General features: G+C 77.3%; 18 protein-coding genes. 12 read left to right on the top strand and 6 right to left on the bottom strand.

Annotated features, from left to right (window positions below):
- Positions 1–55: 55 nt before the first annotated feature.
- From LPA54_RS00090 to LPA54_RS00050, 9 genes are all read left to right on the top strand, one after another.
- A complete protein-coding gene (locus LPA54_RS00090) occupies positions 56–349 on the top strand; it encodes an acyl carrier protein (RefSeq protein ID WP_228972952.1) in 294 nt (97 codons plus the stop codon).
- On the top strand, positions 346–1,512 hold the full coding sequence (locus LPA54_RS00085; protein WP_228972951.1) for a beta-ketoacyl synthase N-terminal-like domain-containing protein: 1,167 nt from the start codon (positions 346–348) through the stop codon (positions 1,510–1,512). Before LPA54_RS00090 ends, LPA54_RS00085 begins: the two co-directional genes overlap by 4 nt.
- A complete protein-coding gene (locus tag LPA54_RS00080) occupies positions 1,502–2,260 on the top strand; it encodes a beta-ketoacyl synthase N-terminal-like domain-containing protein (protein ID WP_228972950.1) in 759 nt (252 codons plus the stop codon). The genes LPA54_RS00085 and LPA54_RS00080 overlap by 11 nt, the downstream gene beginning before the upstream one ends.
- Complete coding sequence (locus LPA54_RS00075; protein ID WP_228972949.1) at positions 2,257–3,783, top strand: class I adenylate-forming enzyme family protein; 1,527 nt, start codon at positions 2,257–2,259, stop codon at positions 3,781–3,783. The genes LPA54_RS00080 and LPA54_RS00075 overlap by 4 nt, the downstream gene beginning before the upstream one ends.
- Entirely contained in the window at positions 3,780–4,763 is a 984-nt protein-coding gene (locus tag LPA54_RS00070) for an ACP S-malonyltransferase (protein WP_228972948.1), read from the top strand. The genes LPA54_RS00075 and LPA54_RS00070 overlap by 4 nt, the downstream gene beginning before the upstream one ends.
- Positions 4,760–5,497 (top strand): SDR family oxidoreductase, encoded by a 738-nt coding sequence (locus tag LPA54_RS00065; protein ID WP_228972947.1) that lies wholly within the window; start codon positions 4,760–4,762, stop codon positions 5,495–5,497. The genes LPA54_RS00070 and LPA54_RS00065 overlap by 4 nt, the downstream gene beginning before the upstream one ends.
- A 51-nt stretch (positions 5,498–5,548) precedes the next feature.
- Positions 5,549–7,900 (top strand): aminodeoxychorismate synthase component I, encoded by a 2,352-nt coding sequence (pabB, locus tag LPA54_RS00060; RefSeq protein WP_228972946.1) that lies wholly within the window; start codon positions 5,549–5,551, stop codon positions 7,898–7,900.
- Between the two features lie 125 nt (positions 7,901–8,025).
- Complete coding sequence (locus LPA54_RS00055) at positions 8,026–8,226, top strand: Trm112 family protein (RefSeq protein WP_228972945.1); 201 nt, start codon at positions 8,026–8,028, stop codon at positions 8,224–8,226.
- A 41-nt stretch (positions 8,227–8,267) separates the two neighbouring features.
- Positions 8,268–9,773: a peptide MFS transporter gene (locus tag LPA54_RS00050; protein WP_228972944.1), complete on the top strand. Its 1,506-nt coding sequence runs from the start codon at positions 8,268–8,270 to the stop codon at positions 9,771–9,773.
- A gap of 43 nt (positions 9,774–9,816) precedes the next feature.
- Here LPA54_RS00050 and LPA54_RS00045 read toward each other — a convergent pair whose 3' ends face one another.
- The 6 genes from LPA54_RS00045 to LPA54_RS00020 form a co-directional block, all read right to left on the bottom strand.
- Positions 9,817–11,622 carry an ABC transporter ATP-binding protein gene (locus LPA54_RS00045; protein ID WP_228972943.1) on the bottom strand — a complete coding sequence of 602 codons (1,806 nt, stop codon included), beginning with the start codon at positions 11,620–11,622 and terminating at the stop codon, positions 9,817–9,819.
- Positions 11,619–13,430 (bottom strand): ABC transporter ATP-binding protein, encoded by a 1,812-nt coding sequence (locus LPA54_RS00040; protein WP_228972942.1) that lies wholly within the window; start codon positions 13,428–13,430, stop codon positions 11,619–11,621. The genes LPA54_RS00045 and LPA54_RS00040 overlap by 4 nt, the downstream gene beginning before the upstream one ends.
- Positions 13,431–13,631: 201 nt before the next feature.
- On the bottom strand, positions 13,632–14,579 hold the full coding sequence (locus LPA54_RS00035) for an aldo/keto reductase (protein WP_228972941.1): 948 nt from the start codon (positions 14,577–14,579) through the stop codon (positions 13,632–13,634).
- A 125-nt stretch (positions 14,580–14,704) separates the two neighbouring features.
- Positions 14,705–15,280, bottom strand: a complete 576-nt coding sequence (locus LPA54_RS00030; protein WP_228972940.1) for an AAA family ATPase — start codon at positions 15,278–15,280, stop codon at positions 14,705–14,707.
- A 69-nt stretch (positions 15,281–15,349) separates the two neighbouring features.
- On the bottom strand, positions 15,350–16,231 hold the full coding sequence (locus tag LPA54_RS00025; protein WP_228972939.1) for a class I SAM-dependent methyltransferase: 882 nt from the start codon (positions 16,229–16,231) through the stop codon (positions 15,350–15,352).
- A gap of 482 nt (positions 16,232–16,713) precedes the next feature.
- Positions 16,714–17,835: a LuxR C-terminal-related transcriptional regulator gene (locus tag LPA54_RS00020; protein WP_228972938.1), complete on the bottom strand. Its 1,122-nt coding sequence runs from the start codon at positions 17,833–17,835 to the stop codon at positions 16,714–16,716.
- Positions 17,836–17,978: 143 nt separating this feature from the next.
- On the opposite strand from LPA54_RS00020, the gene LPA54_RS00015 reads away from it, so the two are divergent.
- The 3 genes from LPA54_RS00015 to LPA54_RS00005 all read left to right on the top strand — a co-directional run.
- Complete coding sequence (locus LPA54_RS00015) at positions 17,979–18,293, top strand: hypothetical protein (protein WP_228972937.1); 315 nt, start codon at positions 17,979–17,981, stop codon at positions 18,291–18,293.
- 329 nt (positions 18,294–18,622) lie between these two features.
- Positions 18,623–21,928, top strand: a complete 3,306-nt coding sequence (locus LPA54_RS00010; RefSeq protein ID WP_228972936.1) for a S8 family serine peptidase — start codon at positions 18,623–18,625, stop codon at positions 21,926–21,928.
- Between the two features lie 107 nt (positions 21,929–22,035).
- A partial coding sequence (locus LPA54_RS00005) for a BTAD domain-containing putative transcriptional regulator (RefSeq protein ID WP_267486577.1) occupies positions 22,036–24,530 on the top strand: 2,495 nt, incomplete at its 3' end.

The raw sequence follows: 24,530 nt of genomic DNA, 5'->3' as shown, positions 1-24,530 counted from the left end.
CCCGCCCGCCGCCCGCCCGTCATCGGCGGACGCGGGCAGACCCGAGGGGAGAGGGATGCGGCACACCGACGACGGCCCGGCGGCGCCCGCCGAGGCACTGGAGGAGCTGGTGCGCGAGCGGCTGGCCGAGCGGGTCGGCACCGACCTGGCCCGGGGCATCGCGCGGGAGGAGAGGTTCACCGATCTCGGTGTCGACTCGCTGGACGTCGTGACGGTGCTGGCCGCGCTGGAACGCGACTGCGCCGTCGAGCGCATCGCCGACGGCGAGCTGTGGGACGTCGCCGAGTCCGTCGGCGCCCTCGTCCGACACCTGTCGGCGCACGGCTCGCTGCCCGGGGAGGCGCGGTGAGCGGCCCCGCCGTCGCCGTGACCGGTGTCGGGGTCCTCTCGCCCGGTGGCGCGGGCGCCGACGCCCTGTGGCGGGCGTGCGCGGGCGGCGGCGCCGCCTTCCGGCCCGTGGAGCACTTCGACGTCTCGCGGACCGGCGCGCACCTCGCCGGCTTCGTCCCCGAGGAGGCCACCGGGCCCGGCGCGCCACCGCCGGGGCATCCGGCCCGCCTGCCCTGCCTGCTGCACCGGGCGACCGGCGACGCCGTGGCCGACGCGGCGCGCCGCACCGGGACGGCGGTCCGCGACCCGGCGGTGCGCACGGCCCTGGTGCTGGGCACCACCGACAACGGCGGGTTCCCGTCCGCCGCCGACTGGCGGGCCTGGCGGGAGGGGCGCACGACGGTGCCGGGGGCCGCCTGGGAGCCCTACGCCCCTCCCGTCTGGGACGGGCCGGTGGTGCAGGTCGGCAACGCCAGCGCGGCGGGCGCCACCGCGCTCGGCGTCGGCGCGGACCTCCTGCGCGACGGCGTCGCCGACCGGGTGGTGGTGTGCGGCGTGGACACCGTCACGGAGACGGCCTTCCAGGGGCTGGCGTCGCTGCGCACGCTCAGCCCCGCGGGGTGCCGCCCCTTCGCGGCGCGCCGCTCGGGCATCCGCATCTCCGAGTGCGCCGCCGCGCTCGTCCTGGAGCGCGCCGCGGACGCGCCGCTCGCCCACCTGCGCGGCTGGGGCAGCAGCAACGAGGCGAGCCAGGCCGCCCGGCCCGACCCGGAGGGCGTCGCCAAGGCGGTGCGCCGGGCCCTGGCCGACGCGGGCACCGACCCGGCGGAGATCGGTTACGTCAACGCGCACGCCGCCGGCACCCGCCACGGGGACGCCGCGGAACTGGAGGCCCTGGGAGAGGTGCTGGGCGAGCGCCTGCCCTTCGTACCCGTCGTCAGCAGCAAGGCGGCGCTCGGCCACTGCCAGGGCGCCGCCGGCACCGTGGAGGCGATCGTGACCGTACTGACCCTGCACCGCGGCGAGGTGCTGGCGACCCTCGGGCCGGCGGAGCGCGACCCGCGCTGGGACCACCTCGACTTCGGCGGCAAGCAGCCCGACCGGCCGCCGTCGGCGGCGCTGACCCTCTCGTGCGGCCTGGGCGGTTCCAACGTGGCGGTGGTGTTCGGCCGTGACGCGTGACACCGCGCGGATCGCCGCGACCGCCGTGCGCCGGGTGGAGCGCGAGGTGCCCCGTGTCCCCCGGGACACCGCCGAACTGCCGAGGACGCCGCTCGCCGTCCGGGACGTCCTGGGCCCCGAACTCCTCGCCGCCGCGCGGGAGGCGCTGGCAGGCGCGGGGATCGGCGCCGAGGAGGCGCGCGGACTCGGCTGCGTCACCGCCTCGCACCGGGCCACCGCCGTCACCTCCGCGTACATCGCCGAGGTCCTGGACACGGCGGGGCCGCGCTGGCTGGCCCCCGAGTGCTTCCTGCACTACTCGGCGCACTCGCTCACCGGGCGGCTCTGCATCGACCTGGGCTTGGACGGCACCGCCGTCACGCTGACCGGGCCGTCCAGCGGGGTCGACGCCCTCGGGTACGCCGCCTCGATGGTCGCCTCGGGCCGGCTGCGGCGGGTGCTGGTGGCCGCGGCGCACTGGCCGCCGCCGGCGACGCCGTACGACACCGGTCCGGTACCGCTGCGCACCGCCGCCGTGGTGCTCGACGGCGCCGGCGGCTGGGGCGGCGTCACCGACTGGCGGCCGGGCGGCGGCCACCCCGCCGTCCGGGAGGCCGTGGGGCCGACCGGCGGCGAGGACACGGACCCGAGCCGCGCGCTCGCCGTGCTCGCCGACTGGCACGCCCGCCGCCCGGTCGGCCCCGCCGAACTCCACGGCGGCGGCTCCCGGCTCGTGCTCCGCCCCGGCGGCCCGGGAGGCACCGCGTGACCGCGACGACGGCGACCGCCGCGCCGGCGGCCCTGCTGGCCGTCCGCGCCGCCGCCACCCCGCGGCGGGCCGCGGTGGAGCACCGGGGCACCGTCCTCACCTGGGCCGGGCTGGCCGCGCGCGTCACGCGGGCCCGGGCCCGCGTGCGCGAGGACGGGCAGGCGCCGGGGAGCCGGACGGGTGTCCTCGCGCGCAACGACCCCGACACGCTCGTGACGCTGCTCGCGGCGGCCGCGGAGGGGCGCGAGGTCGTCCTGTACGACGCGCGGGCGACGGACGCCGAGCGCGGCCAGGTGGCGGCCCTGGCCGGGCTGACGGGGTGGCACACCCCGGTGGCCGCCGGGGAGGCGGGCCGCGCCGAGGACGCCGGGCACGCCGGGGGCGCGGCTGCGGCCGAGGACGCCGGGCGCGCCGAGGACGCGGCTCCGGCCGGGGGCCCGGGCTCGACCGGAGGTCCCGCGCCGGCCCCGTACCTGGCGCTGGTGACCTCGGGGACGGGCGGGCGGCCCAAGGTGGTGCGCAAGCACTGGGGGGTGGCCCTCGCGAACTCCGCCGCCTTCGCCTCCCTCGCCGGCTACCGCGGCGACGACCGGATCCTGTGCACCACGCCCCTGCACCACGCGTACGCGTTCGGGGTGGCCCTGCTGCCGTCGCTGCTCACCGGCGCCACCCTCGTCCTCGCGCCGCACCCGGCGGCGCCGGCGGCCCTCGCGCGCGCCCTGCGCGACAGCCGCGCCACCGTCGTGCAGAGCGTGCCGTTCCTGTACCGGGCCCTCCTCGACGGCGGGGAACCGCTCGCGCCGTCCGCGCCGCGGGTCTGCGTCAGCGCCGGCGAGCCGCTGCCCGCCGCGACTGCCGCCGCCTGGCGCGCCGCCACGGGGGTGGCGCTGCGCGACCAGTACGGCTCGACGGAGTTCGGGCAGATCGCGTACGCGACCGGCACGCCGGGCGGTCCGCTGCGCCTCGTGCCCGGCGTCACGGCGCGGCTGCGCGCCCCTGACGGCACGTGGGTCGCGGCGCCGGACCCGGAGGCGCGCGGCGAGCTGTACCTGCGCCAGGCGGGCTCCGGGCCCGTCACCTACCTCGGCCTGCCGGAGCTCGCCGCGGCGTCGCACGTCGACGGCTGGTTCCGCACCGGTGACAGCGGGCGCCTCCCCTCCCCCGGCCACGTCGTCGTCGAGGGGCGCACGACGCGGCGGATATCCGTGGCGGGCCGCAAGGTCGACCCGGACGAGGTGGAGGCGGCCGTGCGCGGGGTGCCGGGCGTGCGCGACTGCTGGGTGTCGGCGCCGCCGGAGGGCAGCCCCGGGCACGGCGACCGCTTCGCGGCGTTCGTCGCCGTCGACCCGGGGGTGACCGAGGCGGTGGTGCGCCGGCACCTGGCGCGCGCCCTGTCCTCGTACAAGGTGCCCACCCGCTTCCACCTGCGGGACGAACTGCCCCGCACCGGTACGGGCAAGGTGCACGCGGCACGGCTGTGGCGGGAGGCCGGCGCGGGCCGGGGAGCGGAGGACGGGGCGTGACGACGACCGTGGCCGACGCCGTCTCCCGCGGCCGGTACGCGCTGCTCCTGCCGGGCGCCGGTTCGCAGCTGCCCGCGATGGCGCACCGCCTGTGCCGCTCCTTCCCGGTCGCCCGGGAGGTGCTGCAGAGGGCGGGGGAGGCAGCCGGGCTCGACCTGGAGCGGCTGTGCCGGGAGGGGAAGCCGGCGGAGCTCGCCGCCGCCGAGGTCTCCCACCCGGCGATCGTGGCGACCGGGCTCGCCGCGGCGGCGGCGCTGCGGGCGCACCTGGGTCACCGGTGGGCGCCGCCCGCCTTCGTCGGCGGCCACAGCCTCGGGCACTTCGGGGCGCTCGTCGAGGCGGGCTGCCTCGACCGCGACGACGCGCTGCGCCTGGTGGCGCGGCGGGCCCGGCTGATGGGCGAGCAGACCAGGTCGCGGCCGGCCCTCATGGCCTCGGTGGGCGGGGTGCCGCCGGAGCGGGTCGCCGCGTGGTGCGACGCCTGCCCGGAGGGGCTGGGCGTGGTGGTGCCGGCGTGCTTCAACGGCCCCCGGCAGACGGTGGTGTCCGGTGACGCGGCCGCCGTGCGCTGGGTCGGGGCCCGCGCCGCCGAGGAGGGCGCGGGTGACGACGGGGTGCGGGTGCGGGAACTGGCGGCGGGCGTCGCCTCGCACTCGCCGCTGATGGAGCCCGTCCAGCGGGCGCTGGCGCCGCGGCTGGCCGCCGTGCCCCTGGCGCGGCCGGCCGTCCCCGTCCTGCTCAACAGCACGGGCCGGGCGACCCGCGACACCGGCGAGATCCGCGCGGACCTGCTGGAGCAGCTGTCCGTGCCGGTCCGCTGGACCGACGCCATGCGGACCCTCGTCGCGGCGGGGGTGACCACCGTGCTCGACACCGGGCCGGGCCAGGTCCTGGCCCGCGCCGCCGCGCTCCACCCCGAACTGGAGGCCGTCGCGCTGAACGCCCTGCGCCCGCTGGAGAAGGCGGTGCCCTCGCCGTGACCGACCGGGACGTGACCGCGGGCCGCTCGGCCCTGGTGTTCGGCGGCAGCCGCGGCATCGGCCTGGCGACCGCGCACGCCCTGGCGGCCCGCGGCCACCGGGTGACCGTCGCCGCCCGGGGCGTGCCGGCGGACGGACCGGGGCCGGGCGGGTTCCCCGCGGTGCGCTGCGACGTGACCGACGGCGGACAGGTGGACGCCGCGTTCGCCGCCGCCGAGGCACGGCAGGGCCCGGTGGAGATCGTCGTCGCGGGCGTCGGCGTCCGCCGGGACGGGCTGCTGCACCGCACCGGCGAGGCGTCGTTCCGGGAGGTCGTCGACGCCAACCTCACCGGCTCCTGGCGCGTCGTGCGGCGGGCGGCGCCCTCGATGACGGCGCGCGGGTGGGGGCGGCTCGTCCTCGTCTCGTCCGTCGCGGCGGTCCTCGGCACGGCGGGGCAGGTCGCCTACGCGGCGTCGAAAGCCGGTCTGACCGGTCTGGCCCGCAGCGCGGCGCGGGAGTTCGGCCCGCGCGGGGTGACGTGCAACGTCGTGTTGCCCGGGTTCGTCGACACGGCGCTCACCTCCGACCTGCCGCCGCGCCGCCGCGAGGCGATCCTCGCCGGTACCCCGCTCGGCCGGGCGGGGCGCCCGGAGGAGGTCGCCGCGCTGATCGCCTTCCTCGCGTCCGAGGGCGCGGGGTACGTCACCGGCGCCGTCGTCCCGGCCGACGGGGGGCTGGCGATGGGCCACTGACCCCCCTCCCCCTCCGGCAGCCCCGTCCGACGCCCCGTCCTGGAGCCCCCCATGCGCACCCTGCTCGTGGACAACCACGACTCCTACAGCCACAACCTGTTCCAGCTCATCGCCCGCACGACCGGCACCGAGCCGCTGGTGCTGGCCAACGACGACCCGGCGCTGCGGCGCGTCGACCCGGAGGGCTTCGACGCGCTGGTGGTCTCCCCCGGCCCCGGGCACCCGGGGCGGGCCCGCGACCTGGGCCTCGCCGCGCGGCTGCTCGCCCGTTCGGCGCTGCCCGTGCTCGGCGTGTGCCTGGGCCACCAGGCGATAGCCCTGGCCGCCGGTGCCCGGGTGCGGCGGGCGCCGGTGCCCCGGCACGGCCACCTCAGCACCGTCCGCCACCGCGGCGAGGGGCTGTTCGCCGGCATCCCGCAGGACTTCACCGGCGTGCGCTACCACTCGCTGGCGGTGTCGGAGCCGCTGCCGGCGGAGCTGGAGGCGACGGCGTGGGCCGAGGACGGCGTGGTGATGGGCGTGCGCCACCGGACGCTGCCGCGGTGGGGCGTGCAGTTCCATCCGGAGTCGGTGGCCACCGAGCACGGTGAGCGGCTCGTCGCCAACTTCGCCCGCCTGGCCCTCGCCCACCGCCCGGCCCCCGCGGCGCGCGGCGGCGCCCCCGCGCCCCCGGCGGGAGTCGGGGGCACGACCGCGAGCGGGACCCGCCACACGGCCGCGGGCGGCGGCACGGGGCGGGACGGAAGCCGGGACGGCACGGGGCCGCACGCCGCGGGCCGGGACGGCACGGGGTGGGGCGGCACGGGCCCGGACGGCACGGGGTGGGGCGGTACCGGGCGGGACGGCACGGCGGGCACGGGCGTGGACGCCGGGGGCCCGGACGGCGCTGGGCGGGCGGCCACGGTGGGCACGGATCGGCCCCCGTACCGGCTCCACGTGCGCAGGCTGCCGGGCGCCCCCGACACCGAGGCCGTCTTCCGCGCCCTCTTCGCCCGCTCCCGGCACGCCTTCTGGCTGGACAGCTCGCGGGTCGAACCGGGCCTCGCGCGCTTCTCGTTCCTGGGTGACGCCGGCGGCCCCCTCGCGGAGACCGTGCGCTACCGCGCGGGGTCCGGCCGCGTGGAGGTGACCGGCGCCGGCGGCACGACGACCGTACCGGGGACCGTCTTCGCCTATCTGCGGGAGCGGCTGGCCCGCCGCCGGATCACCGCGCCCCCGCTCCCCTTCGACTTCGCGTGCGGGTACGTCGGCTGGTTCGGGTACGAGCTGCGCGCCGACTGCGGATCCCCGCTGACGCGGCCGTCCACCGGCGACGACGCGGCGTGGATCTTCGCCGACCGGCTCGTCGCCGTGGACCACGAGCGCGCCGAGACGTACCTGCTGTGCCTGGCCCGCGACGACCGGGCCGACGCGGAGCGCGCCGAGGCGTGGCTGCGGCGGACGGGCGCCCGGGTCGCGGCGGTGCCGCCCCCGCGCCCCCGCCGGGCGGAGGCGGCCGGCGGTGACGTCCCGGTGGTGCGGCCCGCGCGCGGGGAGGAGCGGTACCTCGCGGACATCCGGCGGTGCCGGGAGGAGCTGCGGGCGGGCGAGAGCTACGAGATATGCCTCACCGACACCGTGCGGGTGCCGGCCGACGCGGACGGGCTGTCCGTGCACACCGTGCTGCGGCGGCTCAACCCCGCGCCGTACGCGGCCTATCTGCGGTTCGGCGACACCGAGGCCGCGTGCTCCTCGCCCGAGCGCTTCCTGAGGATCGCCCCGGACGGCGCGGTGGAGAGCAAGCCCATCAAGGGCACGGCGCCCCGCGGGGCCGACCCGGCGCAGGACGCCCGGCTGCGGGAGGCGCTGACCCGCGACCCGAAGACGCGGGCCGAGAACCTGATGATCGTGGACCTGCTCCGCAACGACCTGGGACGGGTGTGCCGCGTCGGCAGCGTGCACGTCCCGCGCCTGATGCACGTGGAGACGTACGCGACCGTCCACCAGCTGGTGTCCACCGTGCGCGGCACGCTGCGGCCCGGCACCGGCGCGGTCGACTGCGTGCGCGCCTGCTTCCCCGGCGGGTCGATGACGGGGGCGCCCAAGCTGCGCACCATGGAGATCATCGACCGGTTGGAGGGGGCGCCGCGCGGCCTGTACTCCGGCTCGATCGGCTACCTCGGGCTGACCGGCGGCGCCGACCTGAACATCGTCATCCGCACCGCCGTCCGCTCGGGCGGCCAATGGACCGTGGGGGCGGGCGGGGCGATCGTCCTCGACTCCGACCCCGCCGAGGAGTACCGGGAGATGCTGCTGAAGGCCGCCACCCCGGTACGGGCCCTGCTGCGCGCGTCACGGGCGGCGGACCCGCCGGACGCCGCCGCGCCGGCCCCGCACGTCCCGGCCGCCACGCGCCGCGCGTGAGCGCCCCGACCGGACCGACGGCCGAGCGCCCACCCCGACCGCACCGACCCCGACCGACCTGGCCGACCGACCTGGCCGAACCGGCCGAACCGACCTGTTCCGTCACACCGTTGGAGGAGAACACCGTGCCCGTCGACAGCCGACTGATGGACATCCTCGCCTGCCCCGTGTGCACCGCCCCGCTCCGCGCGGACGCCCGGGAGACGGCCCTCACCTGCCGCGGGACCGGCTGCGGGCGGGCCTATCCCGTGGTCGACGGCATCCCGGTGCTGATCGTGGACGAGTCCCTGGCCGCCGCGTCCGTCTCGGGCGCGCTGGACGCCTGACCCGCGACGGGCTTCGACGACCACCGGGGAGGGAGGGGCACATGGTGGAGACGCAGGGAGCGGCGCCGGCCCGCGCGGCCGGCGGGCGCCACCCGCGCGGGCTGCTGACGCTGTGGAGCGTCGAGATGTGGGAGCGCTTCAGCTTCTACGGGATGCGGGCGATCCTCGTCCTCTTCCTCGCCGCGCCCGTGTCGGACGGCGGCCTCGGCCTGGCGCCGCACGTCGCGGCCGCCGTCTTCGGCGTGTACGGAGCGCTCGTCAACCTGCTGGCGCTGCCCGGGGGGTGGCTCGCCGACCGGCTGTGGGGCTCGCACCGGGCGGTGGTGCGGGGCGGGATCGTCATCACCGCCGGGCACACGGTCCTGGCGGTGCCGGCGGGCGCCGCCTCCGCCTACCCCGGGCTGCTGCTGGTCGCCGTCGGCACCGGGCTGCTCAAGCCCGGCATCTCCACGATGGTGGGCCGGCTGTACGACGCGGAGGACGGCGGCGGGCGGGACGGGCCGGGGTCGTCGGCGCGGCGCGACGCCGGGTTCTCCCTCTTCTACATGGGCATCAGCCTCGGCGCGTTCGCCGCCCCGCTGGTCACCGGCTTCCTCGGGGAACGCGTCGACTGGCACGCCGGGTTCGGCGCGGCCGCGGTGGGCATGCTCGTCGGGCTGCTGGTGTGCGTACGGGGCCGGGGCCGGTTGCCCGGCTCCCTCGCCGAACCCGTGCGGGCCCTGCCCGCGGCCGACGTCCGGCGGGCCGTGCTGGCCGGGGGCGGGGCGGTGGGGTTCCTCGCCGCGGTGTTCGCCCTCGCGGTGCTGTGGGGGCAGTCGCCCACGCAGGCCGCGATCCAGGCGGTCACCCTGCTGACGATCGCCGTCCCGGTCGTGTACTTCACGGTGATGTTCCGCGCGGCCGGCCTGGACGCGGTGGACCGCAGCCGGCTGGGCGCCTACGTGTGGATCTTCCTGGCGGCCTCGGTGTTCTGGATGATCGCCGAGCAGGGGGGTTCGCTGATCAGCCTGTTCGCCCGCGACCACGTGGACCGCACGCTGTTCGGCTGGGAGTTCCCCACCAGCTGGTTCCAGTCGCTGGGTCCGCTCTACAGCATCGTGCTGGCCACCGCGTTCGCCGCGCTGTGGCTGCGGCTCGGCGAGCGGCAGCCGAGCACCGCGGCCAAGTTCGCGCTGGGCCTGCTCGGGCTCGGGCTGGCCACGCTGATCATGGCGGGGGCCGGCTGGTCGGCGGCGGACGGCCGCGTCACGCCGCTCTGGCTGATCGTCGCGTTCCTCGTGCAGATCATGGCCGAGATGTGTCTCAGCCCGACCGGACTGAGCGTCACCACCCGGCTCGCGCCGTCCCGGTTCGCCCACCAGATCATGAGCCTGTGGTTCCTGTCGGTGGCGCTGGGCAGCGCCCTCAGCTCCCAGGTGGTGCGGCTCACCGTCATCTGGTCGCCCGGTACGTACTTCGCCGTGCTGGGCGCGGCCGCGCTGGTCTGCGCGGCGGCGGTGGCCCTGGCCCGCAAGCGCCTGCGCCGCCTGATGCGCGGCGTGACCTGACCACCCGCCACCCGGCGCGCGGCCGCACCCCCGCGCGCCCCGGTCAGCGCGCCCCGGCCGGGCCGGCCGCCCCCGTCGCCCCCGTCGCCGACATCCACGCCGCGTAGAGCTCGGCGTACCGCCCCGGCCGGGCGACCAGTTCGGCGTGGCTGCCCTGCTGGACGATACGGCCCCGGTCGAAGACGAGGACCCGGTCGGCGGCCTCGGCGGTCGACAGCCGGTGCGCGACCGAGACGGCGGTACGGCCGCGGGTGGCGTTCTCCAGCGCCCGCTGGAGGCGCTGCTCGGTGGCCGGGTCGACCGCCGAGGTGGCCTCGTCGAGCACGAGCAGGTCCGGGTCGGCGAGATAGGCCCGCGCCAGCGCGACGAGTTGGCGCTCGCCCGCCGACAGGGCCTCGCCGCGCTGGCCGACGGGCGTGTCCAGGCCGCGGGGCAGCCCGTCGAGCCAGCCGTCCAGGCCGAGGTCCCCGAGGGCCCGCAGCACGTCGTCCCCGGTGGCGCCGGGCCGGCCGTAGGCGATGTTCTCCCCGACCGTGGTGTCGAAGAGGAAACCGTCCTGCGGGACCATGACGACCCGTTCGCGCAGGGACGCGAAGGGGATCCCGGTCAGCGGCACGCCGCCCAGCGACACCCGGCCGGAGGTGGGGTCGGCGAGCCGGATGAGCAGCTTGACGAAGGTCGACTTGCCCGAGCCGGTCTCGCCGACCACCGCGACCCGGCTGCGCGGGGCGATGCGCACGTCGACGTCGCGCAGCACGGGCGGGCCGTCGGGGTAGGCGTAGGAGACGTCCTCGAAGCGCACCTCGACCGGGCCGGACCGCATCGGGGTGCCGCTCGGTCCCGGGTCCGGCACGTCGATCGGGGCGTCGACCACCGCCAGGGCGCGCCGCCACCCCGCGAGGGCGTTCTGCAGCTCGTTCAGGACCTCGGTGCTCATCTGGGCGGGCCCGATGAAGAGGGTGACGAGGAAGAGGAAGGCCACGAGCTCGCCGGCGGTGAGGTGCCCGTCGACGCCGAGGAGCACACCGAGGCTGACCACGCCGCCGATGGCGAGCGCCGCCGCGACCTCGCCGCTGGACAGGGTGACCGCCACCAGCCGCTGGGCGCGGCTCTGGGCGCGCCGGTGCTCCTCCACCGCCGTGTCGATGCGCCGGCCGATGAGGTCGCCGGCGTCGTAGGCGTGGATGACGGCCGCGCCGACGACGGCCTCGCCGGTCGCCGCGAGCATGTCCCCGCCGCGGGCCCGGACGCGGCCGTACGCCTGGGACAGGCGCCGTTGCAGGGCCGGGAGCACCAGCGCCAGCGGGAGGAACACCAGCCACACCATGAGCGCGAGCTGCCAGGAGTACACGAACATCACCACGCTGCCGACGAACAGCTGGCACAGGCTCACCAGGAACATGCCGCCGTACTGGAGGAAGGTGCTGAACTGGTCGACGTCCGCGGTCACCCGGGCGACGAGGTCGCCGCGCCGCTCGCCGGTCAGCGCGGGCGCCGACAGGTCGTGCACCCGCCGGAACGCCTTGACCCGCAGCGTCGCGAGGCCGGCCTCGACGCTGCGGTAGAGGCGGTGGTTCATCCGGTACGTCACCCAGGCGGTGGCCAGGACCGCCACCGCGCACACCCCGACGGTGGTCAGCACGAAGCCGGTGCGCGGGCCGTGCTCCGACCGGAGGCCCTCGTCGAGGGTGAGCTGCACGGCGACGGGCACGACGACCCGGCCGGCCGCGGCGAGCAGGGCGAGGAGGACCACCGCCGCCAGCCCCTCGCGCAGCCCGGGCGACACCTCCAGCGCCCTGCGGAGCGTCGCCGTCGCGCCCCGGCCCTCCCCCGTGATGCGGCTGCTCACGCCGTCCTCCCGTCCGTGTGCCGGCCCTGGCCCTGTGTCTGTTCCTGGCCCTGTTCCTCGCGCTCGTACGCCGTGACCAGGTCGCGGTAGCCGGGGCAGCGGGCGCGCAGTTCGTCGGGCGTGCCGCTGTCCACCACCCGGCCGCGCTCGACGTACACGACGTGGTCGGCGAGGGCGATGGTGGCCTGCCGGTAGGCGACCAGGACGAGCGTGGAGGGCACCCGCGCGTCCCGCAGGCGCCGCAGGATGCGCCCCTCCACCTCCGGGTCGATGCTCGACGTGGCGTCGTCCAGGACGAGCAGCCGGGGGCGCCGCACGAGCGCCCGCGCCAGGGCGATCCGCTGCCGCTGGCCGCCGGAGAGGGTCGCGCCGCGCTCGCCGACGCGGGTGTCCAGACCGTCGGGGAGCGCGCGGACGACGTCGGCGACCTGGACGGCCTCCAGGGCGTCCCAGACGCGTTCGTCGGGCAGTTCGAGGCCCAGCAGGACGTTGCCGCGGACCGTGTCGTCGAACAGCAGGGTCTCCTGCGGCACGAACGCCACGGCCGAGGACACCTCGCCGGAGCGCATGCGGCGGGCGTCGAGGCCGTCCATGAGCACGTCGCCGCTGACCGGGTCGACGAGCCGCACCATGAGCGTGGCGAGGGTGGACTTGCCCGAGCCGGTGGGTCCGACGACCGCCACCGTCCGGCCCGGGCCGACGGCGAGGGTGACGTCGTGCAGGACGGTGCCGCCGTCGTAGGCGTAGCTGACGCCGCGGGTGTCGAGGCTGATCGGCCCGGCGTCGGACAGGCGCAGTTCGCCGGTGGGCAGGTCGCCCTCGGCGTCGAGGACGTGGCGTACGCGGGCCCAGCCGACGGAGCTGCGCGGCAGTTCGGCGAGGACCCAGCCGAAGGCCCGCACCGGGAAGGCGATCATGGTGAAGAGGTAGGAGACCTGGACGAGTTCGCCGACGGTGAGGGCGCCCGCGGAGAGCCGGGCGGTGCCCACGGCGAGGACGCTGAGGATCCCGAGGTTGGGCAGGGCGTCGAGCATCGGGTCGAAGCGGCCGCGGGTACGGCCGACCGCGACGTTCGCGTCGCGCAGTCGGGCGGCGACGGCGGCCATCCGGGCCGTCTCGTGCTCCTCCAGGCCGAGGGTCTTGACGACCAGCGCGCCGTCGAAGCTCTCGTGCGCGATGTCGCTGGTCTCGGCCCGCAGCCCCTGGGCGTGCGCGGCGAGGGGGGTCAGCCGGCGCTGGTAGAAGACGTTGAGCAGCCCGATGGCGGGGAACACCAGCAGCGCCACGGCGGCGAGCACCGGGTCGACGGCGAACATCGACACGATGGCCGCGGCGAGCATGACGACGACGCCGATGGCGGTGGGGAGCGGCACGATCGGCGCCCACGCCGCCTCGACGTCGGCGTTGACGTTGGACAGCAGCTGTCCCGCCGGGTGGCGCTGGTGCCAGGCGAGCGGCAGCCGCAGGTAGCGGTGGGCCACCTTGCGGCGGTACGTCGCCTGGAGCCGGAACTGCATGATGCCCGCCCCGACGCGGCGCCCGATGACGCCGACCACCCGCAGCATGGCCACGGCGAACACGGCCAGGCCGGCGCCGACGAGCGCGCCGGCGGTGGTGCGGCCCTCGGCGAAGGCGGGCAGGACCACGTCCTCGGTGATGCGGCCCAGCGTCCAGGACGTGGCGACCGGCGCCACGCCGTACAGGGCGCTGGCGAGCAGGGCCGCGCCGAAGATCCAGGGTTCCTCGCGTACGGCGACGGCGAGGACGCCCAGGCCCCGGCGCAGGGTCGACCGGTCGGTTGCGGACAACGGGTGGGTCCTTTCGTGCGGGTGGTTCGGTGTCCGCGCGCGGCCGTGGCGGGGGCCGGGCCGGTCGGCGGACGGCTCAGGGCCTGTCCGGCCCGGGGCGCCGGCGGCCCGGGGGTCCGGGCCGCGGGGCGTCGCCGCGAGCCCGGCGGCACCGGCCGGGCGGGACCCGGTGCCGTGCAGCCGGAGGCGGCGGGCCCGGTCTCACTGGCGCGCCCCGACGGCGGGCGGCAGGGCGTCCAGCAGGGCGAGGTCGTCGGCGTCGAGGCGCAGATCCGCGGCGGCGACGTTCTCCTCCAGGTAGCGGACGGTCTTCGTGCCGGGTATCGCCACGACGTGCGGGCCCCGCGAGAGCACCCAGGCCAGCGCGGTCTGCGCGGGCGTCGCGCCGTGCCGGCCGGCGACGGCGCGCACCGCGTCGAGGAGGCGGAGGTTGGCGTCGAGGGCCTCCTGCTGGAAACGGGGGTTGCCGCGCCGGTAGTCGTCCTCGGGGAGGTCCCGCACGGAGGTGAAGCGGCCGGTGAGGAAGCCGCGGCCGAGCGGGGAGTAGGCGACGAGCGCGATGCCCTCGCGGGCGGTGTACGGCAGGAGGGCGTCCGTCGCCTCCCGGGTCCACAGGGACAGCTCCGCCTGGACGGTGGCCACCGGGTGCACGGCCTGGGCGGTGCGGACCTGGTCGACCGTCACGTCGGACAGGCCCAGCATCCGGGCCTTGCCGGCCTTGACGACCTCCGCCATGGCGCCCCAGGTCTCCTCCAGCGGCACCTGCGGGTCGACCCGGTGCAGCTGGTACAGGTCGACGTGGTCGGTGCGCAGGCGGCGGAGGCTGGCGTCGATCGCGGCGCGGACGTGCGCGGGGCTGCCGTCGCGCCGCAGGCGGGTCGGACCCGCCACGAAGCCGACCTTGGTGGCGAGGACGGCGCGCTCCCGGCGGCCGGCGAGGGCGCGGCCGACCAGTTCCTCGTTGGTGTGGGGGCCGTAGACGTCGGCGGTGTCCAGCAGGTCGGCGCCCAGGTCGAGCGCCCGGTGCAGCACGGTGACGGAGGTGTCGTCGTCGCGGCCGGCGGGGTCGTAGGCGTAGGACATGCCCATGCAGCCCAGACCGACGGCTCCCACCGGGACGCCGTCCGGACCGATCCTCAGCGTGCGCAACGCGTGTCCTTCCTTGGCGTGGTGCCGGGGCCGGCGCGGTGCCGGCCCCGTGCGGGTGGAGGGGCCGGGCCGGGGCGGGCGGGTGCGAAGTGCCCCCGCGCGCCGCCGGTCCGGCCCGCGGCGGGTCAGGAGACGGCGCCCTCGGACCAGGCCCGCTTCAGGATCTCGTCGACGGTCTCGTCGACGGTCTGGCGGGAGGTGTCGAGCCACAGCCCGATCCGGGGCGTGTCGTCCCGCAGGATCCTGTCGAGGTCCCGCGGCTGCCAGTCCGGACCGTAGCCGGTCTTGGAGCGCTGCTCCTCGCGCCGGGCCACGACCTCCGGGTCGGGCGCCAGCACGACGACGGCCAGCGGACGGCTCCTGACCATCCGGGTGATCTCCACCAGGTGCTCACCGAGCAGGATGTCCTGGAGCACGGCGGTGAAGCCGGCCTCGACGTAGGCGTCGGCGGACGCGGCGGCCAGCCGGTGGCGCAGCCGCAGCTGGGCGACCGCCTCCGGCGGGGCCTCGGCCGTCATGTGCGCCTGGCCGTTGACGATCATCCGGCGGAACGTGTCGCCGCGCACGTGCGCCGAGCGCGGCAGCCGCTCGGCGAGGGCCTGGGCGACGGTGGACTTGCCCGCGGCCGAGATGCCGGAGACGACGATGACGCCGGGCGTCCCGTCACCGGGGGTGGCGGCGGGGCTGGTGTTGTCGGTCATGGACGGGTGGTGTTCCTCTCTCGTACAGGGACGTGGGCGCCGCGCGGCGCCCGGACGACGCCGGCCGCCTCAGACGCGCTCGAGCACGAGCAGGTCCATCGAGGCGGGGCGCCGCGTCGAGACGCCCCAGGTCCCCGGGTGGGGGTCCCGGCGCATGCGCAGACCGTGGCGCTCCGCCACCGACAGGAGGTAGTCCAGCCGGTAGGCGATGGCGTACGTGGGCTCCTCCTCGGAGTGCACGTGGTAGTCGCCGTGGTCGTGCGTGAAGGTGAAGGCGGTGGCGCCGCGCGCGATGTTCGCGGCGACCGCGTCGTCCACCAGGTAGGCGGTGGTGAGGCACTGCCCGCCGGGTCGGAGCACCCGGGCCGACTCGGCCAGGTAGTTCTCCATCTCGGCCGGGCGCAGATGGCTGATGAGCCCGATCAGCGCGGCGATGTCGAAGGCCGCGTCGGGGGCGGGGAAGCGGAAGTCGACGGCGGAGAGCGTGCCTTCGGGGTTGTAGATCTCCTGGCGGATGTCGACGTGCGCGAAGCGGAAGTTCGGGTGGCGCGGGGTGATCGTCCGGGAGCACCAGTCGATGGCGTGGGGGACGATGTCGAAGCCGAGGTACGAGCCCTCGGTGAGGACGTCCGTGAGGGGGACCGCGACGCGTCCGGCGCCGCACCCCGCGTCGAGCACGTCGTGGCCGGGTCCCATGCCCAGCTCGTCCCGCAGGTAGGCGGTGATGCGGCGGCCCACCTCCAGGAAGTCGCCGTTGCCGATGAACCGGCGGTAGCGCCGGGGCGGGAGCAGCGGGTGCTCCTTGCCGCGCACCCGGTCCCAGACGTCCAGCGCCCGCAGTCCGGTGTGGTACGCCGAGCGGCGTAATCGCTCCAGGCTGCCGGCGGTACGCGTCGACGAGGTGTACTTCGTCGCCCTGAGTGACTTCAGATCCGACTTGCTGCCAGGCAAGGAACTACCCCTTCCGGTGGTGTGCCGTGGCGTTGCACCCGTGGTCCTCCCGTGGCCCCGCCCGCCGGCCGGGACGCGCGCCGGGTCACCGGCGTGCCGGTGCGGTCGTACCGCCCGGTCCCGCCGCGCGGGCGTGCCGCCGCGGCGGCCGTGGGGCACGCCGGAGGAAGCGGGCACGGAGGCGTCGGCGGCTCCCCGGCCCACCCGTTCAGAATGTCGATCACGCATGCAGTGGTCAACAGGACTTATTCGGACAGCGCCCCTTTCCGGCCTGATCACCCGGTGCGACCGGAGACGCGGTACGCCGCCGTCGGGCCGGAAACACCGCCGCGACATGCTCGCGCACAGCCGGCGCGGTCGCGGCGGTACGGCGTTTTCGCGTCGTAAAGACGCAGGCGCCTCCTCCTCGGCGGCCGCGAACGGCGGCGGGGGCGGTCCGGCGGGGGCTCCGCTCCGCCCGGCCCCCCTCGTCCGGCGGGTGGTCAGCCGCCCGCCAGGCGGGCCCTCGGCCGGGGGGCCGGTCCCGTGGCGACGGCCACCGCGGTGCCGTCCGGGGCGGTACGCGCGGCGGGCACGGCGTCGGGGCCCAGCCGCAGCGGCACGCCGTACGGGAGCCAGCCGGCCAGCACCGCGAGGATGCCGGCCTCGAACCGGCTGCGCGCGTCGAGCCGGCGCAGCAGGCCCGCGACGATGCGGCGGGCGCTGCGCGAGGAGATGCCGAGCCTCTTGGCCATCGACTCGTCCGTGTGCCCCTCGGCGAGGAGGCGCAGCACCTCGCGCTCGCGCCGGCTCAGTTCCTCGCCCGCGGTGGCGGGCCCGCCGGCCTGGGGGTCGGCGAAGGGCCGGGCGACGGCCCAGGTCTGGTCGAACAGGGCGCAGAGCGCCACCAGCAGGCTCGGTTCGCGCAGCACGACCGCGGCGTCCCGGGCGTCGGCGACGTCCAGCGGGAGCACGGCCGTCTCCCGGTCGACGATGATCATGCGCAGCGGGAGGGAGGGCACCGTGCGGACCTGCGCGCCGCAGCGGCCCAGCCACTCGACGTGCCCCCTGGTGGGGCCGTGGCCGCGGACGCTGTCCAGGTAGACCGTCCGTATCCGCACGCCGCGCGCGAGCATCGCCTCGTTGGGGCCGCGGCTGGCCTGCAGGTCCTCCTCGCTGTGCCCGCCGCCCGGGGCGAACGTCATCACCGAGCGCTGCGCGGAGTCGCCGAGTAGGGCTAATCGTCGGCGAATGGTGGCGATCCCGTGGAGACGCTCGACGGCGTCGCCGCCGGTGTCAGGATGGGCGGAGGCGTACTCGGCGACGAGGCGGGCGGCCGCCGCCCGCGCGGTCTCGGTGCGCTCCTGCTGGGCGGCGAGCGCGGCCTCCTGGCGGGCCAGCAGGATGCCCATGGCCGCCTCGGGCCGGACCACCCTCGGCACCTCGGACTCGCGGGCGTCGGGGTAGACCAGGGAGAGTTCGCTGAGTCGGTCGAGGGCCGGGACGAGGTCGCCGGGCGGCAGGTCCAGCCGGGCCGCGAGTCGCACCACGTCGTCGTCCGGGTGGGCCAGCATCGCCCGGTACACCCGCTCGCTGACGGAATCCAGCCCCAGCGCCTGCAGCATCGGTTTCCCTGTCGTTGAAAGTGGCATGCCAAGGACGCCACGCGATTCTGCCGCACCCCACGTCCCCGTGGAAGACGACTTCGGCCAAAGGGCCCCAGCCTGTCCCGGAGCCCCCGCATCCGCTTCGATCGCCCGGAGAAGCCATGTATCTCGTTCATGCCCAGTTCGCACCACCTCCTGCCGGCGGGCCGCCGCGCGGGGCGATGCTGCTGGCCAGGACGGCCGTCCTGCGCGATCCGCGGGTGCAGCACGTCGCCGTCCACCCGGAGGCGCCCTCGGGTCCCGTGCTCGGCGTCTTCGTGATGGCCGGATCCGTCGAGCAGGCCGAGGACCGCGTCACCGCCCTGTGCCGCGGCGTTCTGCGCAACTGCCCTGACCTGAGCGGATGGCGGCTCGTCCGGTGCGAGATCGTCCTCGGCGTGCCGGGCGCCTTCCCGAGCCTCGCGCAGGAGCGTTGATGGCCTGAATGGGACAGGGCCGGATGCGGAAACCCGGATGCCTTCCACCCCTTTCCGCCGCCACCCCACCATGAGGGCAGCTCCGACCGACCCTCGTGAGAGGAATCTCGCCATGCGCCGGAACGCAACCCGGTCCGGGAGAACCGCCGGCCGCGCCGCGCCCCACGACCTGACCTGGGGCGGCTGACCTGGCGGGAGGTGGCGGCCGCCCGACCGGGCGTGCGCCCTACCCCTGGTGCGACAAGGAAACGGGACAGAAGAGGTTGATTGGCTTGCCGCGACACCCCCAGCGCACGAGACGCTTCCGACACCTACCGACCCTGGCCGCGGTGTGCGCGCTCGCCGCCGTCGCCACCACCACCTCCGCCGCGGGCGCCGGCGGGACCGCGGCGGACCGGCCGGCGCCCGCGGTGGCCGGGCCCGCGCGGGCCGCGTCGGGGACGCCCGCCGCGCTCCCGCCCCGCCCGGCCGCCGCGGCGGGGCACGGCACGGTCTTCGTGGAACTCACCGGCGGCTCCGCCGCCGACGCCGCGACCGAGCGGGCCCGGGGCGGCGGCGACGCGGACGCCGCCCGCCGCGCCGCCGTGGAGGCCCGGCGCGCGGTCACCGGGCGCGCCGGTTCGGTCGCCGACGCCCTGCGCGAAGCCGACCGTACGACGAAGGTCCTCGCGGTCACCGGCAACGCCGTGCCCGGCCTCCTCGTCGAGACCGGGGCCGACGGGCTGCGCGCCCTCGCCGACCGGCCGGACGTGCGCTCGATCCGACCGGTGACGGCCCAGGAGAAGAGCAGCACCCACTCCGTGCGGCTCACCGGCGCCCTCAACGCCTGGCAGCGGACCGGCGGCACCGGCAAGGGCGTCCGCGTCGGCATCGTCGACGACGGGATCGACTACACCCACGCGGCGTTCGGCGGGCCCGGCACCAAGGCGGCGTACCGCGCCGTCGACCCCGACACGGTCGCCCCCGGCACCTTCCCGACGCCCAAGGTGGTCGGCGGGACCGACTTCGTCGGCGACGACTACGACGCCTCGGGCCGGCTCGGCTCCACCACCCCCGTACCGGACCCGAACCCGATCTCCTGCGGCCACCACGGCACGCACGGCGCCAGCATCATCGCCTCGCAGGGCGTCAACGCCGACGGGACCACCTTCACCGGCGACTACGCCGGCCTCACCGCCGAAGCCGTCGGCGCGATGCGGGTCGGCCCGGGCATGGCACCCGAGGCGTCCCTGTACGCGCTGAAGGTCTTCGGCTGCAACGGCCTCACCTCCGCCCTCACCGCCAAGGCCCTCGACCACGCCCTCGACCCCGACGGCGACGGCGACTTCTCCGACCGGCTCGACATCGTCAGCCTGGCGCTCAGCAGCAACTACAACAGCGTCGACGACCCGCTGTCGCTCTTCGTCCGCGAACTCGCCCGGCACGACGTGCTGGCCGTCTTCTCCGCGGGCAACGGCGGCGACCTGTACGACGTGGCCGGCTCCCCCGGCAGCCTCGCCCCCGAGGCGCTCACCGTCGGCAGCACCCGCGACTCGTACGTGCTGCGCGACCGGGCCCGCGTGGAGCAGCCGGCCGCGCTGGCCGGGCAGCGGCTCGGGCAGTTCAGCCTCGCGTACACCGGGATGGACACCCTCGACCTGAGCCGTGAGGTGGTCCGCCTGCCGGAGGGCAACGCGCGGGGCTGCACGGCGTACTCGCCCGGGGAGGCGGCGGCCGTCGCCGGGCGGACCGTCTGGTTGGAGATGCACGTCCAGCGGACCATCGAGGGCCTGGAGTGCGGGTCGGTCGCCCGCGCCACGCACGCGCAGGCGGCCGGCGCCGCGGCCGTCGTCCTCAGCTCCGAGCAGGACCACTTCACCTCGCGCGTCACCGGCACCCCGGGCATGCCGATGTTCCAGTTCACGGCCGGCGCGGCGAAGGCGCTCCGGCCGGCCCTGGAGGCCGGCACGCTGCGGGTGCGGCTCGTCGGTTCCGACCGGGCGAGCGTCGACACCTATGACGAGCGGCTCACCGACACCGCCTCCGAGTTCACCTCGCGCGGCATCCGGGGGCCCGTCGTCAAGCCGGACCTCTCCGCCCCCGGCGACACGATCGCCGCCGCGTTCAGCGGCAGCGGCACCGACCGCGCCGTCTACTCCGGCACCTCCATGTCGGCCCCGCACGCCACCGGCATCATGGCCCTGATCCGCCAGGCCCACCCGGAGTGGACCTACGAGGAGGCCAAGGCCGCTGCCATGAACACGGCCGGCCACGACATCACCGCCGACGACGGCACCCCGCTCACCCCGCAGCGGGTCGGCGCCGGACGCATCGACGCGCTCGCCGCGCTGCGCACCCGGACCCTCGCCTACGTCACCGAAGACCCGGGTGCGGTCAGCGCCTCCTTCGGGGTGGTCGAGGTGGAGCGCCGACTGCACCGCGCGAAGACCGTGCGCGTCGTCAACAAGAGCGGGCGCGAGCAGGTGTTCGACGCGTCCTACCGGGCGGTGGCGACGATGCCGGGCGTCCGCTTCACCGTCTCGCCCAGCCGGGTGCGGGTCCCCGCGCACGGCACGGCGAAGGTGACGGTCACGCTCCGGATCGACGACGCGCGCCTGCTCCGCAAGGCCATGGAACCGGCGATGGAGGCGGTCCAGGGCGGCCTGGCCCGCCAGTTTGTCGGCGACACCTCCGGCCGCCTGCTGCTCACCCCGCGCGCGGGCGCCGACCAGACCCTGCGCGTCCCGGTCGCCGCCTCGCCGAAACCGGTCTCCGCGGTCCGGGTCCCCCACGCGGTCACCCCGCGCGGCGCGGACGCCCGCGCCCTGCTGCGACTCACCGGCCGCGGCCTCGACCAGGGTGGGGGGCCCTCCGCCTACCGGGGCCTGGTCAGCGCGTTCGAACTGGGCGCCCGCTCGCCGCGGCTGCCCGACTGCGCCGACGCCGCGGGCGAGCGCTGCGTGCTCAACGCCACCGGCCGCGGCGGCGACCTGCGGTACGTCGGCGCGACCAGCACCGCCCCGCAGGCCCGCGCGGCGGGCCGCCCGCAGGACGCGCTGGCCGCCTTCGCGGTGGCGACCTGGGGCGACTGGGCCAACATCGGCAGCAACACCGTCCCGTACGTCAGGATCGACACGACCGGCGACGGCACGCCCGACTTCGAGTCGTACGTGGTGAAGGCGCCGCGCAGCGACGTCCTGCTGGTCAACACCGTCGACCTGCGCAGGCCGCGGCCCGGCGGCGGCTTCACCACCGTCGACACCCAGCCCGTCAACGGCCACCACGGCGACGTGGACACCAACACCTTCGACACGAACGTCGTCGTCCTGCCGGTGCGGCTCGCCGCCCTGGGCGTCGACCCGGCGGCGGCCTCCCACCCGATCGGCTACACCGTCGCCGTGGGCGGCTTCTACCGGGCACCCGGCAGCGCGGTCGTCGACCAGCTCGACGCACCGGTGGCCTACGACCCGCTCGCCCCCCGATACCGGGTGGAGGCGGCCGGCGCGCCCGCGCTGACCCACCTCGCCCGGCCCGGCACCGCCCTCACGGTGCACGCCGCGCCGCACGCCCGGGGCGGCGAACTGCTGGCCGTCCTGCACCACAACGGCGCCGGGCACCGCGCCGACGTCGTGACGGTACGGGCGGCACGCCGCTAGCGCGGGGACCACGCCGCCGGCCGGCCGGTGCCCGTCCCCACACCCGGGGCGGGCACCGGCCGCACGCGATACAGGCGATACACGCGAGTCAAGGAGGGGAACCACCCATGCCACCCCCCGGCCCGCGGGCCGCGTCCCACCCCGCCGCCACGACCACCGCCGGCGGCCCGGCCGCCGGCCCGGCCACCGGCCCCGCCACCACCACCACCGCCGGGGCGGTCCGCCCGGCCGCCACGGTGGAGTTCCGGCTCCTCGGCGACCTCGACGTGCGCCTCGGCGGCGTGCGCTGGACGCCGCCGCCGCCCAAGCCGCGCAGGCTGCTCGCCGCGCTGCTCCTCGCACCGCGCCGCCAGGTCGCCAGGGAGCGCCTGCTGGCGGCCGTCTGGGACGGCGAGCCGCCCCGCTCGGCGGCCGGCGCCCTCCAGGTCTACGCCTCCCGGCTGCGCCGCGCCCTGCCCGGCTGCGACCTCGTCTGCTCAGGCGACGGCTACCTCATCGACGTCGCCGAGGACACCGTCGACCTGCACCGCTTCCGGCGGCTGGTGGCCCGGGCCCGGGAGCTGCCCCCCGAGCTGCGGGCCGGGCCGCTGCGCGAGGCCCTGGGGCTGTTCCGGGGCGAACCGCTCGCCGACATCGGCTCCGAGGAGCTGCGCCGCGACGCCGAACCGGTCATCGTGGAGGAGCGCCTGGGCGCCGTGGAGCAACTGGCGGAGGTCGAACTGGCCCAGGGCCGCTGCGACCGGCTGGTGCCCGAGCTGCTGCGCCTCACCCGCGCCCATCCGCTGCGCGAGCGCCCGTGGGAGCTGCTGGTGCGCTGCCAGGTGTCCCTCGGCCGGGTCCGGGAGGCCGCCGACACCTACGCCCGCGCCCGCCGTGTGCTCCACGACGAACTCGGCGTCGAGCCGGGCGCGGCCCTGCGCCAGGCGGGGCGCCTCGCGGCCGCCGGTGACGCGCGGGCGGGGGCACCGGTGGGCGGGCCGGTGGCGACCCCACCGACCCCACCGGGCGGACCGACCCCACCGGGCGGGGCGGGCGCTGCCGGGCGCGCCGGGTCCGCCGCGGGCGGGACGGCGCGGCCGCCGGTGCGGACCGGAACCAGTGGCCGGACGGCCACCGCGGAGCCTCCGGTCCCCGCCCTCCCCCGCGCGCCGCGCAGCGGGCCGAACATGCTCCCCGGCGACCTGCCGGACTTCGTCGGGCGCCGCGCCGAACTCGACCGCGCGCTCGCCCTGGCCTCGGGCGGCGGCGCCGACCGCCGGGAGGACGGGGACGAGAGCGGCGGCAGCAGCGTGGTCCTGGCGGTCACCGGCATGCCCGGGGTCGGGAAGAGCGCGTTCGCCACGCGCGTCGCGCACCGGGCGGCGGCCGCCCACCCGGACGGGCAGTTCTACGTCGACCTGCACGGGCACAGCGCCGAGCGCACCCCCCTCTCCCCGTACGAGGCGCTGGACCTGCTGCTGCGGATGGCGGGCGAGCCTGGCGGGGCGGGGAGCGTGGCCCTGGCCGCCGCCCGCTGGCGGGCGGTACTCGGCCGGCGCCGGGTGGTCGTCCTGCTCGACGGCGCCGCCGACGCGGCGCACGTCCGACCGCTGCTGCCCGGCGGCTCCGCGAGCCTCGTCGTCGTCACCAGCCGGGGCCCCCTGGCCGAACTCGACGGCGCCCACCCCTTCCCGCTGGACGTCCTCTCCCCCGCCGAGGCCGCGGCCCTGTTCACCGGCGTCGCGCCGGCCGCAGCGCCGTACGCCGCGGCGGTGGCGCGGCGCTGCGGGTACCTGCCGCTCGCCGTGCGGATCGCCGCCGCGCGGCTGCGCCAGCGGACGAGCCGGGCCGCGCCGGAACTGGTCGACGGCCTGGTCGGCGCTGGGGCGTTGGACGAGCTGCGGCTCGGCAGCCGCAGCGTCGCACGCGAGTTCGACGCCTCCTACCGGTGCCTGGCGGCACCGGAGCGGTACGCCTTCCGCACCCTCGGTCTGCTGCCCGGGCCCGACGCCGACTCGGCGGCGGCCGCCGCCCTGCTCGGTGTGGCGCGCGACCGGGCGCGCCGCCTCCTGGACGGGCTGCTCGACCGGAACCTGCTGGAGCAGCGCACCCGCGACCGGTTCCGGCTGCACCCGCTGCTGCGCCGCCACGCGCTCGTCACGGCGCGGCGGGAGGACCCGGAGGCGGCCCGCCGGGCCGCCCTCGACCGGCTCGTGCGGCACTACGTCGGGTACGCCGCGGCGGCGTCACGACGGCTGGGACCGCCGCACGCCGCACCCGTCGCCCTCCCGGCCGTACCGGCCGCCCCCTCGGCCGGCGGGGAGGGGTGGGAGCGGGCCTTCCCCGACCGGGCGGCCGCCGCCGGGTGGCTCGTCGCGGAGCACCGCAACCTCGCCGCCGCCGCACGCGCGACGGCAGACGCGCCGCCGGGTCCCTGCCGCGCCCTGACCCGCCTCCTGGCGTCCCTGGGGGCCGCGCCGCCGGCCGGGTCGGCAGAACGGCCCGCGTCGGGGGCGATACCGGCGAGACGCCCTCCAGGGGGTGTCCCGCCGATCGGACCGGATCGCCGAGCGGCGTCCGGTGTCGTGCGGCGCGAGGCGGAGTCGGGGGGGGGGGGGGGGGG

The sequence above is a fragment of the Streptomyces sp. DH12 genome, from assembly GCF_020873895.1.
In the GTDB taxonomy this organism is placed as follows: Bacteria; Actinomycetota; Actinomycetes; order Streptomycetales; family Streptomycetaceae; genus Streptomyces.
This window is presented reverse-complemented; position numbering and strand designations above follow the sequence as displayed.